This window comes from Photorhabdus akhurstii (assembly GCF_019090985.1).
In the GTDB taxonomy this organism is placed as follows: Bacteria; Pseudomonadota; Gammaproteobacteria; order Enterobacterales; family Enterobacteriaceae; genus Photorhabdus; species Photorhabdus akhurstii.
On sequence record NZ_CP020335.1, the window covers coordinates 779,185 to 792,078 of the forward strand.

The 12,894-nt window shown below is 42.6% G+C and carries 12 protein-coding genes and 1 pseudogene; 10 read left to right on the plus strand and 3 right to left on the minus strand.

Translation table 11 applies throughout. The features are described 5' to 3' along the window. Positions 1 to 148 precede the first annotated feature (148 nt). The 3 genes from B0X70_RS03360 to galM all read left to right on the plus strand — a co-directional run bounded on the left by B0X70_RS03360 (position 149) and on the right by galM (position 3,525). Positions 149 to 1,201, plus strand: coding sequence for a UDP-glucose--hexose-1-phosphate uridylyltransferase (locus B0X70_RS03360; protein ID WP_217470877.1), 1,053 nt, complete (start codon positions 149 to 151; stop codon positions 1,199 to 1,201). Positions 1,202 to 1,270: 69 nt separating this feature from the next. Continuing rightward, the gene (gene galK / locus B0X70_RS03365; protein ID WP_217471667.1) at positions 1,271 to 2,431 is read left to right on the plus strand and encodes a galactokinase; all 1,161 of its coding nucleotides are present in this window, start codon (positions 1,271 to 1,273) and stop codon (positions 2,429 to 2,431) included. An 8-nt stretch (positions 2,432 to 2,439) separates the two neighbouring features. Further along, the gene (gene galM / locus B0X70_RS03370; protein ID WP_217470878.1) at positions 2,440 to 3,525 is read left to right on the plus strand and encodes a galactose-1-epimerase; all 1,086 of its coding nucleotides are present in this window, start codon (positions 2,440 to 2,442) and stop codon (positions 3,523 to 3,525) included. Positions 3,526 to 3,660: 135 nt separating this feature from the next. Here galM and satP read toward each other — a convergent pair whose 3' ends face one another. After that, positions 3,661 to 4,230: an acetate uptake transporter gene (gene satP / locus B0X70_RS03375; RefSeq protein ID WP_046394807.1), complete on the minus strand. Its 570-nt coding sequence runs from the start codon at positions 4,228 to 4,230 to the stop codon at positions 3,661 to 3,663. Positions 4,231 to 4,543: 313 nt separating this feature from the next. On the opposite strand from satP, the gene dnaK reads away from it, so the two are divergent. Further along, positions 4,544 to 6,454, plus strand: coding sequence for a molecular chaperone DnaK (gene dnaK, locus B0X70_RS03380; protein ID WP_217470879.1), 1,911 nt, complete (start codon positions 4,544 to 4,546; stop codon positions 6,452 to 6,454). Positions 6,455 to 6,562: 108 nt separating this feature from the next. Then, positions 6,563 to 7,684 (plus strand): molecular chaperone DnaJ, encoded by a 1,122-nt coding sequence (gene dnaJ / locus B0X70_RS03385; protein ID WP_105395230.1) that lies wholly within the window; start codon positions 6,563 to 6,565, stop codon positions 7,682 to 7,684. A gap of 137 nt (positions 7,685 to 7,821) precedes the next feature. Here dnaJ and B0X70_RS24975 read toward each other — a convergent pair. Next, positions 7,822 to 7,981 (minus strand): annotated as a pseudogene (locus tag B0X70_RS24975) (family 1 glycosylhydrolase); the annotation flags it as partial. A 348-nt stretch (positions 7,982 to 8,329) separates the two neighbouring features. On the opposite strand from B0X70_RS24975, the gene B0X70_RS03390 reads away from it, so the two are divergent. From B0X70_RS03390 to nhaR, 4 genes are all read left to right on the plus strand, one after another. Beyond that, entirely contained in the window at positions 8,330 to 8,491 is a 162-nt protein-coding gene (locus B0X70_RS03390) for a hypothetical protein (protein ID WP_181150158.1), read from the plus strand. A gap of 39 nt (positions 8,492 to 8,530) precedes the next feature. Then, on the plus strand, positions 8,531 to 8,794 hold the full coding sequence (locus B0X70_RS03395; protein ID WP_036812259.1) for a helix-turn-helix domain-containing protein: 264 nt from the start codon (positions 8,531 to 8,533) through the stop codon (positions 8,792 to 8,794). A 168-nt stretch (positions 8,795 to 8,962) separates the two neighbouring features. Next, the gene (gene nhaA / locus B0X70_RS03400) at positions 8,963 to 10,129 is read left to right on the plus strand and encodes a Na+/H+ antiporter NhaA (RefSeq protein ID WP_046394811.1); all 1,167 of its coding nucleotides are present in this window, start codon (positions 8,963 to 8,965) and stop codon (positions 10,127 to 10,129) included. 209 nt (positions 10,130 to 10,338) lie between these two features. After that, the gene (gene nhaR / locus B0X70_RS03405; protein WP_040151823.1) at positions 10,339 to 11,253 is read left to right on the plus strand and encodes a transcriptional activator NhaR; all 915 of its coding nucleotides are present in this window, start codon (positions 10,339 to 10,341) and stop codon (positions 11,251 to 11,253) included. Positions 11,254 to 11,324: 71 nt separating this feature from the next. On the opposite strand, the gene rpsT is transcribed toward nhaR, so the two are convergent. Continuing rightward, the gene (gene rpsT, locus B0X70_RS03410; protein ID WP_036777011.1) at positions 11,325 to 11,588 is read right to left on the minus strand and encodes a 30S ribosomal protein S20; all 264 of its coding nucleotides are present in this window, start codon (positions 11,586 to 11,588) and stop codon (positions 11,325 to 11,327) included. A gap of 350 nt (positions 11,589 to 11,938) precedes the next feature. On the opposite strand from rpsT, the gene ribF reads away from it, so the two are divergent. Further along, positions 11,939 to 12,883, plus strand: a complete 945-nt coding sequence (gene ribF, locus B0X70_RS03415) for a bifunctional riboflavin kinase/FAD synthetase (protein ID WP_217470880.1) — start codon at positions 11,939 to 11,941, stop codon at positions 12,881 to 12,883. Positions 12,884 to 12,894: the final 11 nt, after the last annotated feature.

Here is a 12,894-nt window from a genome sequence, read left to right on the forward strand (position 1 = left end):
TATCTAAGCTTCTTGTGTAATTGTTTACATTTACGTGATTGGTATCTCAGATTAGTATTAATGCTCGTTGTTAAACTGTGTCCAGCCTGAGTGTGAATAAAGATTTTCACAATCGGTATTGGAAAATATAAATGAGGTAGAGACTGTTATGTCCAAGATTGTATTCAATCCTGCTGAACATCCCCACCGTCGTTATAATCCGCTAACCGGGCAATGGGTTTTGGTCTCTCCCCATCGGGTAAAGCGGCCGTGGCATGGGCAGGATGAGAAATCATTGATAGACGATATTCCAAGCTATGATGAGCAATGTTTTCTTTGCCCATTAAACACGCGTATTTCCGGTGATAAAAATCCTGATTATCAAGGAACCTTTGTTTTTAATAATGATTTTTCGGCTTTAATACCAGATTCACCTGATGTGCCTCAATCGTCTCACTCATTGTTTAAAATACAAGGAGTACGAGGATTAAGTCGTGTAGTCTGTTTTTCTCCGGATCACAGTAAAACGTTACCTGAATTGCCGGTTGAACAAATTCGTCAATTAATTGATACCTGGAATGAACACATTGAAACGTTGGGTAAAGAATATCTTTGGGTTCAGGTTTTTGAAAATAAGGGTGAAGCAATGGGCTGTTCTCAGCCTCATCCTCACGGGCAAATCTGGGCGAATAGTTTTCTGCCAAACGAAATTGAGCGTAAAGATAAACAACTGCGTGCTTATTACCAGGAACAGGGTTCCAATTTATTGATGGATTATGTTCAGGCTGAATTAGTTGATGGTGAACGAGTGGTGGTCGATACAATCCATTGGTTGGCGGTTGTGCCTTATTGGGCAGCATGGCCCTATGAAACCATGTTGTTACCTAAAGTTCATGTTCGTCGTATGAATGAATTAACGGATGAACAACGCGATGATTTGGCGGTCGCGCTTAAAAAGCTTACCAGTCGTTATGACAACTTATTTCATAGCTCTTTTCCTTATTCAATGGGTTGGCATTTTGCACCGTTTTTTGACCAAGGTACTGATGTTGAACATTGGCAGCTGCATGCACTTTTCTATCCGCCATTATTGCGATCGGCTACTGTGCGAAAATTTATGGTGGGCTATGAAATGTTTGCTGAAACACAACGTGATTTAACCGCAGAACAGGCGGCTCAATTTTTACGTGCGGTGAGCGATGTACATTATAAAGCGCAATAATGTTAATTATCTGGCAGGATATTTCATGAAAAGTATCGTTCAGTTAATACCTTATTTGAGAATAAAATGATGGAAACTTTAATTAATCGTGTTAAAGATGTTTTTGATTTAGTATTTCATTATATGCCGACACATATTATTCATGCGCCAGGTCGGGTTAATTTAATTGGGGAGCATACGGATTATAATGATGGCTTTGTATTGCCATGTGCTATTAATTACTACATTATAGTTGCAGCAGCGAAGCGGGAAGATAGTATTATTCGTGTTGTTTCGGTTGATTGTGATAATCAATTAGATGAGTTTGATATTAGCCAGCCTATTAAATTTGACGAAAATAAAATGTGGGTCAATTATATTCGCGGTGTTGTAAAGTGTTTGCTCAGTCGTGGGTATATATTTAACGGGGCAGATATTGTGGTAGCGGGTAATGTGCCACAAGGGGCGGGGTTAAGTTCATCGGCAGCATTGGAAACAGTGATTGGTGAAACGATAAAAACACTTTACCATTTAGCTATTAGCCAAACGGAAATAGCGTTAAATGGGCAGCAAGCTGAAAATGAATTTGTCGGTTGCCATTGTGGCATTATGGATCAATTAATTTCCGCGCAAGGTAAGAAGGAACATGCGTTATTAATTGATTGCCGCGATTTAACCACGCAAACCGTATCTATGCCGAAAGATATTACAGTTATGATTATTAATTCAAATAAGAATCGGGAATTGGTTGGCAGTGAATATAATATCCGCCGGGATCAATGCGAACAAGCAGCGGCATTATTTGGGGTTAAAGCTTTGCGGGATGTGACATTAGATGAATTTGAAAAACGGAGTGTTGAGCTTGATAGCATAGTGGCTAAACGTGCTCGCCATGTAATTACAGAAAATGAACGTACACTTCTGGCAGCAAAAGCATTAGCGGAGGGTGATATGTCATTAATCGCGGAACTTATGGCGCAATCACATCAGTCAATGCGTGATGATTTTGAAATTACCGTACCTGAAATCGATACCTTGGTTGATATTGTGACGCAAGCCATTGGTAAACAGGGGGGAGTGAGAATGACCGGTGGTGGATTTGGTGGCTGTGTGGTGGTTTTAGTCCCCCAAACTTTGGTTGATGTGGTTAAACGCGCGGTAGAGCAACACTATTTTGCGTTGACAGGTCTGAAAGAGACTATTTATGTGTGTCAGGCTTCGGACGGTGCAAGTTTGGTTGAAACACGGTAGGTAATAAAATGGCAGATGCTTACTTTGAATTATTGAATGCTTCAATGACACAAGATATTGCTTTGGATGGAAAAAAAGCAAATCTTGTCTGCCTTTCCAATGCTTCGGGTTTTTCCGTTGTGTTGATGGATATTGGCGCATCTTGGCTGAGTTGCCGTGTACCTTTAAATAGGGAGAAAAGAGAAGTTTTACTAGGTGTTGCCACTTTACAAGACTTTTATAAACAGACCAGCTATTTAGGTGCTACCGTGGGGCGATACGCTAACCGTATTGCAAATGGATGTTTTAATCTTGATGGTAAAACTTATCAATTACATGTCAATCAGGCGGGAAATTGTTTGCATGGTGGGATTGAGGGTTTTGATAAGCGGCGTTGGACAATCACTGCAAGAGATGCCTATTCAGTGAGTTTTACATTACAGTCACCAGATGGTGATCAGGGTTTTCCTGGTAATGTCGTTGTGACCGTTCGTTACATATTAACCAATGATAATCACATAATCGTGGATTATTTAGCCCATACAGATGCTGCGACGCCCATTAATTTGACTAATCACGCTTATTTTAATTTGTTGGGGGCGGACTCTGGAGAAACATGTTTATCGCATCGCCTAGAGGTGAAAAGCGACGACTATTTACCGATCAATGAATATGGTATTCCGTTGGGCCAACTGGCTTCGGTTAATAATACGGGTTTTGATTTTCGAAAACCTAAAGTAATTAACAGTCACTTTATGCTGGATAAACAGCAACAGATTGTGAATGGGTATGATCATTCATTTTGGTTGCAAGCCGCTCGTTTGAATTCGGATTATGCAATTTCAATTACTTCCCCCGATGAAGCAATTACAATGAAAATCTTCACCACAAAACCGGCTGTGCAGTTTTACACAGGCAATGGGTTAGGTGGAGTGTTTAACCGTGATGGTGGGCGATATGAGAACTATGCGGGCATGGCATTTGAGCCACAATTTTTACCGGATTCTCCCAATCATCCTGAATGGGAGCAAGAGAGCTGCATACTTCGTCCTAACCAACGCTATAAGCACCGTAATTGCTATCAATTCGAGATTCACAATATTGGTTCAATATAATTGTGGCTAAATTGATACACATTCAACGGACATTCGTCTGATTAGCGTCGGGGTAAATATCATCGGCTCTTTCTCTACGTTCATAACGGACTGGAAGAGGACGAAAAAATTTGCCTTCTTCCAACCCGCAGTTTATTACGGTTTTATCTCGCCAATAGGCAGAATAGTGCGTCCATATTGTTCATTCAGCACTTCCGCCATTGCCAGATAAATTGCGCTGGCGCCACAAATTATCCCTTCATAACCGGCAATCGTCAGAAGAGTGGTATTTCCGGTAAAGTTGCCAATCGCTAACAGAGCGAACAACAGAGTCAGGCCGCCAAAGATAAACTGTAGCATGCGGTTAGCCTTGAAGGTGCCAAAGAACATAAACAGGGTAAACACACCCCACAGGCCAAGATATACTGCTAAATATTGGCTGCTGGTGGCTTCCGCCAGTCCCATTTTAGGTAGAAACAGTAACCCGACCAGACTGAGCCAAAATAACCCATAAGAGGTGAAAGCAGTTGCGGCAAAGGTATTGCCTTTCTTATATTCAAAAAGTCCTGCTAGCACTTGGGCCAGGCCGCCGTAGAAAATGCCCATACTCAGGATAACGGATGCCAGTGGAAAGAAACCTGCGTTATGCAGATTCAGAAGAATGGTTGTCATGCCGAAGCCCATCAAACCTAAGGGGCCGGGATTAGCCAATTGATTCGCGCTCATAAGTCCTCTGAAAGAAAATCATAAAAGTCATAAATAGCAAAGGTGGCGAATCATAATGATCTGTCAGCAAGGAAACAATGACCTTTGAAATAATAAAAAGGTTTTTTTTTCACATCCCCCCTTGATGATAGTTTTAACGACCCCATCTTATAATCAACCGCAGTTGCTAATCGTTGTCCTATACAGCCGGTATATATAAGCAAAGGTGAGGAATCGCATAGAGGCATAAAAATGGGTGCCATTGAAAAGCAGAAAGTTATCCTCATATTGATTAGCAACTTGACTGATTACGAATTTCTTTGGAGGCGTTTAGATGGGTAAAATTATTGGTATCGACCTGGGAACTACCAACTCTTGTGTAGCTATTATGGATGGCACGACAGCTCGTGTGCTGGAAAACAGCGAAGGTGATCGCACAACCCCTTCTATCATTGCTTATACCCAGGATGGTGAAACTCTGGTTGGTCAACCGGCTAAACGTCAGGCTGTTACTAACCCGCAAAATACGTTGTTTGCTATTAAGCGTCTGATTGGACGTCGTTTCCAAGATGAAGAAGCGCAACGCGACGTAGCTATCATGCCATACAAAATTATTGCGGCAGATAATGGCGACGCATGGCTGGAAGTGAAAGACCAGAAAATGGCTCCTCCTCAGGTTTCTGCTGAAGTTTTGAAGAAAATGAAGAAAACAGCGGAAGATTATCTGGGTGAGCCAGTTACTGAAGCGGTAATCACTGTACCTGCATATTTTAACGATGCTCAGCGTCAGGCGACCAAAGATGCGGGCCGTATCGCAGGTTTGGAAGTAAAACGTATTATCAACGAACCAACGGCCGCGGCGCTGGCTTATGGTTTGGATAGAGAAGTGGGTAACCGTACTATTGCGGTTTATGACCTCGGTGGTGGTACTTTCGATATCTCTATTATCGAAATCGATGAAGTTGACGGCGAAAAAACCTATGAAGTGCTGGCGACCAATGGTGATACTCACTTGGGCGGCGAAGACTTCGACAGCCGTATGATCAACTATCTGGTTGACGAATTTAAGAAAGATCAGGGCATTGATCTGCGTAATGACCCACTGGCAATGCAACGTCTGAAAGAAGCAGCAGAGAAAGCAAAAATTGAACTCTCTTCTGCACAACAGACCGATGTTAACCTGCCATATATCACCGCAGATGCAACCGGTCCTAAGCACATGAACATCAAAGTGACCCGTGCGAAACTGGAATCACTGGTAGAAGATCTGGTTAAACGTTCTATGGAGCCTGTACGAGTTGCATTGCAAGATGCTGGCCTGTCAGTTTCTGATGTGAACGATGTCATTCTGGTGGGTGGTCAGACCCGTATGCCAATGGTACAGAAAGTCGTCGCTGACTTCTTCGGTAAAGAGCCACGTAAAGATGTGAACCCTGACGAAGCGGTGGCAATGGGTGCTGCGGTACAGGGCGGTGTTTTGGCCGGTGATGTGAAAGATGTATTGTTGCTGGATGTTACACCATTGTCTCTGGGTATCGAAACAATGGGTGGCGTAATGACTTCCCTCATTGCGAAAAACACCACGATCCCAACCAAACACAGCCAGGTGTTCTCTACAGCAGAGGACAATCAGTCTGCGGTAACTATCCATGTGTTGCAGGGTGAGCGTAAACGTGCCGGTGATAACAAATCTCTGGGCCAGTTCAATTTGGATGGTATTCAGGCTGCGCCTCGTGGTATGCCTCAGATTGAAGTGACTTTTGATATCGATGCTGATGGTATTCTGCATGTGTCTGCTAAAGACAAAAATAGTGGCCGCGAACAGCAGATCACTATTAAGGCTTCTTCCGGTTTGAATGAAGAAGAAATTCAACGGATGGTTCGTGATGCGGAAGCGAACGCGGAATCTGATCGTAAGTTTGAAGAGTTGGTACAGGTCCGTAACCAGGCAGATCAACTGGTTCACGGTACGCGTAAGCAAGTAGAAGAAGCCGGTGACAAACTGTCGGCAGAAGATAAAACCGCGATTGAAGGCGCTGTGGCTGAGTTGGAAAAAGTTGCTAAAGGCGAAGACAAAGCGGATATCGAAGCGAAAATTCAGGCTTTGGTTCAGGCTTCCGCTAAGTTGTTGGAAATTGCCCAGCAGCAGGCTCAAGCTGGTGCGACCGCAGACGCTGGCGACAGTGCGAAGAAAGATGACGACGTTGTAGACGCTGAATTCGAAGAAGTTAAAGATAAAAAATAATTGCCCTTAGCGGGCGCGGCGATAGTTATGACAATTGTTGCTGATTAACCGGCACGGGCGTTGAGGGAACTCTGCGCCCGTGCGCGTATGTTAAGGGTAAAATAAGAGATGGCAAAGAGAGACTGTTACGAAGTTTTGGGTGTTTCCAAAACAGCGGACGAAAAAGAGATTAAAAAAGCCTATAAGCGGCTGGCAATGAAATATCACCCTGATCGTAATCAGGGCGATAAAGATGCGGAAAGCAAATTCAAAGAAGTTAAAGAAGCTTATGAAATTCTGACGGATGCTCAGAAACGAGCTGCTTATGACCAATATGGTCATGCTGCTTTTGAACAAGGCGGTATGGGTGGCGGTGGCGGCGCTGATTTTAGTGATATCTTTGGTGATGTTTTCGGTGATATCTTCGGCGGTGGTCGTCGTCAGCAGCGTCCAAGTCGCGGTGCTGATTTGCGTTACAGCATGGAGTTGACGCTGGAAGAAGCGGTTCGTGGTGTGACCAAAGAGATCCGCATCCCGACATTGGAAACCTGTGATACCTGTCATGGCAGCGGTGCTAAAGCAGGAACTAGTCCTGTAACCTGCTCAACCTGTAAAGGTGCTGGTCAGGTTCACATGCGTCAGGGGTTTTTCACCGTTCAGCAACCTTGTCCACACTGTCATGGCCGTGGTCAGATCATTAAGGATTCTTGCCATAAATGTCATGGTCATGGGCGAGTTGAAAGATACAAAACCCTATCTGTTAAGATCCCGGCGGGTGTTGATACCGGCGACCGCGTTCGTTTGAGTGGTGAGGGTGAAGCAGGAGCAAAAGGCGCACCGGCAGGTGATCTGTATGTTCAGGTACAGGTGAAATCGCACCATATTTTTGAGCGTCAAGAAAGTAATCTCTATTGTGAGGTGCCGGTTAACTTTGCAATGGCGGCACTGGGCGGAGAAATTGAAGTTCCAACCCTCGATGGCCGTGTGAAACTGAAAATACCTGCTGAAACTCAGACAGGTAAAATGTTCCGCATGAAAGGCAAAGGTGTTAAATCTGTCCGTGGTGGTGTTCAGGGTGATTTACTGTGCCGGGTAGTGGTAGAAACGCCAGTTAAATTGAATGAAAGACAGAAAGAATTACTGTGCGAATTGGGTGAATCTTTCGGTGGTACTGGCGAAGAAACGAATAGCCCACGTTCTAAAAGTTTCTTTGATGGTGTAAAGAAGTTCTTTGATGATTTGACCAAGTAACAGTCTATATCTCCACATATATAGGGCTGGATTGCTAAATAACGCTCGAATTACTGGTAAAAAGTCCTCGTTTAAATGAGGACTTTTTGTTTGAGTTGAGAATTATAAACTGAAGTAATTTGTGTGAGTAAATTATAGGCATCATTTAAATTGCGTTCTATGCTGTGACCAATGACTCTGTGGGGTTGCATATCTGAGGTTGATAACCCTTTCCCATCTATATTGATAGTCTCCTTCAACCTGATTTGTAGCCAGCGTGCCTCCCCAAAGGAAGTTATTTGGAAATTGTTTTTTCATGATTTTCCTCTTATTAATTGCTCGTTAAACTTGGAAGATATCCTCTTAATATGATTTCTCCTCTCAGAGTTTAAATTAATTATTTGTGCTGTTTTCTCGTTATTATTGTCTTATTTTATCTTATCTGTCGAACGTTTAGAAATTATCTGGTTATATAAATTCTGAAAGAAATATATATTGCATAATATGAAATCATATTGAACACTAATGTTTTTAGATGAAAAATTAATCGATTGACATTGACAATTTAGCTTCAAAAGGGCTACTTTTTATCGTGTAATAATGTAAGGTAGTGGAATGGCCGCAGCCTGGCATCCCTAAAAAGGAAGAACGATAAGTATTACTGAAATGACTACTTCTGAACTCGAAAAAATCCACGCTGAAATAGCAAAATTAATGGCAGAAACGACAAAGATAAATTGTGAGGCTACATGGTATCCGATTGTTGTCGCTTCTGGTCTTATTGGTGCAGTAGCTACCATCACAACTCTATTGCTCAAATTCATTTAATTAATTGGTCCCGTTAAGGGGCTTTGTTCTGGAATACTTATGCGACTGATCGGCAATTATTCTCCTCCTACTACAGAAGATCTCATTAAGCTCAAACAAGAATTAGGTTTCACAGGAGAACAAATGGCCGATTTAGCGGGAGTTTCCGGGAACAACCAATGGAGAAAATACACGGGTGGGAAAATGCCACGCGTTGTTTCTCCGCATATTCTATTCTATATAGCAACACAGTTAACACTATCAGAAGATGATTTAAACCGCATTTTGGCTAAGATGCGGGAAATTGGTGCTAATGTAAGATAAATAGGGCCTCTCCATTTAACGATTTCCTCTGATTGATAATCTATTTTATTGAGATGTAGATCATCAATAGATCGGTTATAGCGAATTATTCTGGTTATAAAATCGATTTTTTTCGAAACCATCGCTAGAGTACCATTTAAGTCCGATCAATTTCAGAGGTTAATCATCGTGACAGCAATTATTCGTCAATTCCTGAAATTAGAAGCGGCTGGAGGGCTCCTTCTTATCATCGCTGCCATTATTGCGCTGATGATGGCAAATTCACCATTACAGGGTATTTATCAGCAATTTCTTAATCTTCCAGTGGTAATGCAATTCGCTGCACTGGAGATCAATAAGCCTTTATTGTTGTGGATTAATGATGGCTTAATGGCGGTCTTCTTTTTGATTGTTGGTCTGGAAGTCAAACGGGAACTTCTGGAAGGTTCTTTGGCAGGGCGTGATAAGGCAGTATTTCCGGTGATAGCGGCGATAGGTGGTATGGTCGCTCCGGCATTAATATATCTGCTATTTAATGGCAATGATGAATTTACCCGTCAGGGGTGGGCTATTCCTGCGGCAACCGATATTGCTTTTGCTTTGGGTGTGATGGCGCTATTGTCTAAACGAGTACCAACAGAACTCAAGGTTTTCTTGTTGGCGCTAGCGATTATTGATGATCTGGGCGTTATCGTGATTATCGCTCTGTTTTATACCAAAACAGTTTCCCTTGTGGCGCTTGGATTATCAGTAGCAATGACGGCTTTGCTGGTTTGGATGAATTGGCGTGGTGTCGAAAAAATATCGGCTTATATGGTTATTGGCGCTATTCTTTGGGTTTGCATCCTGAAATCGGGTATTCATGCAACACTGGCAGGGGTTATCGTTGGTTTTCTGATCCCTCTGCATAGCCGGAATGGTCATTCACCATCTGAATCACTTGAGCACGGTTTGCATCCTTGGGTGGCGTATCTTATTTTGCCATTATTTGCCTTTGCCAATGCAGGTATCGTCCTGAATGGCGTGACGTTAAATAGTTTGACCGATAGATTACCGCTAGGTATTGCTGCCGCTCTGTTTCTTGGTAAACCGTTGGGAATTTTTCTGTTTAGCTATATTTCCATTAAGATCGGATTTGCTAAATTGCCACAGCAGATTAATCTTAAACAGATATTTGCGGTTTCCGTTCTTTGTGGAATCGGTTTTACTATGTCTATCTTTATTTCAGGATTGGCCTTTGAAGGGGGAGATGAATCTTTCAGTATCTATTCTCGTCTTGGCATTCTGATGGGTTCAACCATCGCTGCGTTTATGGGTTATGGCTTGTTACGAATGGTCTTACCAAAGAAAAAGTGATGGCAGAGCCGTGGTAAATTCATTAATTTAGCCGGTAGTTTCAGAAAGAATTTCCGAACTGACTCTCATTTTTGTACTCGCGGTACAATAATAAAATGGTATCGCGGATACTTTATGTAGTGAAAAACAGGAAATCGCCGTAAAACGGTAAATTAGAGATGTATGGCTAGGTAGTCTGTTAGACGAAAGCGATACACAAGGAAAAATATATGCGGGTGTCACATCTGAATTTTAATCATCTCTATTATTTCTGGCATGTTTGCAAAGAAGGCTCTGTGGTTGGGGCGGCAGAGGCGCTTTATCTAACACCTCAGACGATCACCGGACAGATAAAGGCGCTGGAGGAGCGTCTGGGAGGCAAGCTGTTCAAACGTCAAGGTCGGGGTCTGGTGCCGTCAGAACTAGGACAGCTTATCTTCCGCTATGCGGATAAGATGTTTATGCTGAGCCAGGAGATGTTGGATATCGTTAACTACAGCCGTGAATCTAACCTTTTATTTGATGTTGGTGTTGCTGATGCACTGTCCAAACGTCTGGTTAGTCAGGTATTGGAAACGGCGGTTGTGGAGCATGAACAGATCCATCTACGTTGTTTTGAATCAACTCATGAATTGTTGCTGGAACAACTCAGCCAGCACAAACTCGATATGATATTGTCTGATTGTCCGGTGGATTCTTCCCAGCAGGAAGGGCTATTTTCAGTAAAACTGGGTGAATGTAATGTGAGTTTTTTCTGCCGACAACCTATCCCGGAAAAACCTTTCCCGGAATGTTTGGAGGAACGTCGCTTATTGGTTCCAGGACGCCGTTCTATGTTGGGGCGTAAGTTGTTGACTTGGATACGTAATAAAAATCTTCAGGTTGAAGTATTGGGTGAATTTGATGATGCCGCGTTAATGAAAGCGTTTGGTATGTATCATAATGCGATTTTTGTAGCGCCATCTTTGTATACCAATGATATTTTTGCAGATAATGATATTGCTGAAATTGGTCGGTTGGATGCGGTACAAGAAGAGTATTATGTGATTTTTGCTGAACGAATGATTCAACACCCGGCTGTTCAAAGGGTATGTAATAAAGATTTTTCTGCGTTGTTTAATGTGCCACCTAAGAAGCGCGCTTAAAAAATAATTGATAATAACTGCAAACACAAAAAAACCGGCGTAGGCCGGTTTTTCAGTAATCCAAACGCAAATTATTGCATTGCGTTGATTTGAGCTGTCAGATTAGATTTATGACGTGCTGCTTTGTTTTTGTGGATCAGACCTTTACAGGCGTGACGATCGACAATAGGTTGCATGTCATTAAATGCTTTCTGTGCAGCTTCTTTATCGCCAGTAGCGATAGCAGCATATACCTTCTTGATGAAGGTACGCACCATAGAACGACGGCTAGCGTTGTGCTGACGACGTTTTTCAGACTGTATGGCGCGTTTCTTAGCTGATTTGATATTAGCCAAGGTCCAACTCCCAAATATATTCTATCGAGGACAATTCAAAGGCCGAGGAATATGCCTGTTCAACCTTCTTTTGTCAATGGATTTGTGCAAATAAGCGCCGTTGTACCGCGGCAACTTGTTTCGTTGTGATGGCGCAGGATTTTATCAGCTTACTTAGCGGGAATACAGTCTTTCACAATAAAAATCTCATTGAATAGTCCAGATAGAAATAAAATGAATATTTTTCGGGATTCCTGCTCGTTTTTGTTGTATGAATCAGGGCTATTGATTTAAATCATCTTATGATGGTGGGTTAACCTTGAGCTTTGTACAAGGTATAATTTGGCAATTTCCAGGGTATTGAGCCAGCTATGGAGCTAATTCGCGGTATACGTAATATCCGGACATGTCACCGCGGTTGCGTGTTGACGATTGGTAATTTTGATGGCGTCCACAGAGGTCATCAGGCACTACTGAAACACTTAAAACACGAAGGGCAGCGTCTGGGATTACCAGTAATGGTCATGATTTTTGAGCCACAACCCTTGGAGTTTTTTGCTAAGGGCAATGCTCCTGCGCGTCTGACGAGATTGAGGGATAAAGCCAAATATCTCGCTCAATGTGGAGTGGATTATTTATTATGCGTGAAATTTGACAGAAATTTTGCGGCAAATACGCCAGAAGCTTTTGTTTCACGGTTGCTGGTGGAAAAATTGGGTGTTAAGTTTCTCGCTGTAGGAGATGATTTTCGTTTTGGTCAAGCTCGCAGTGGTGATTTTGCCTTTTTGCAGCGAGCCGGTGAAACATACGGCTTTGATGTGACCAACAGTGAAAGTTTTTGTGATAATGGTTTGCGGATCAGCAGCACAGCTATTCGTCAAGCATTGCAAAATGATGATTTGGTATTAGCCGAAACATTATTAGGGCATCCATATAGCATTTGTGGCCGGGTTGTTCACGGTAAACGACTAGGGAGCACTATTGGTTTTCCAACAGCGAATTTGCCGTTAAAACGATTAGTGGCTCCTGTACAAGGTGTTTATGTTGTTGAAGTCTATGGTTTAGGAGACAAGCCCTTGCCGGGTGTTGCCAATATTGGTACACGTCCAACAGTTTCTGGTCAGGGTCAACAACTTGAAGTACATCTAATTGATACCCAAATGGATCTCTATGGGCGTTATATTGATGTGGTGTTACGCAAAAAATTGCGTAATGAGCAGCGGTTTGCTTCCCTTGATGCACTCAAGCAGCAAATTGCTAATGATTTGGTCGCTGCGAAGGAATTTTTTAAACAGCGATCTGTGTCATGTATCTAGCGGAAAATTGG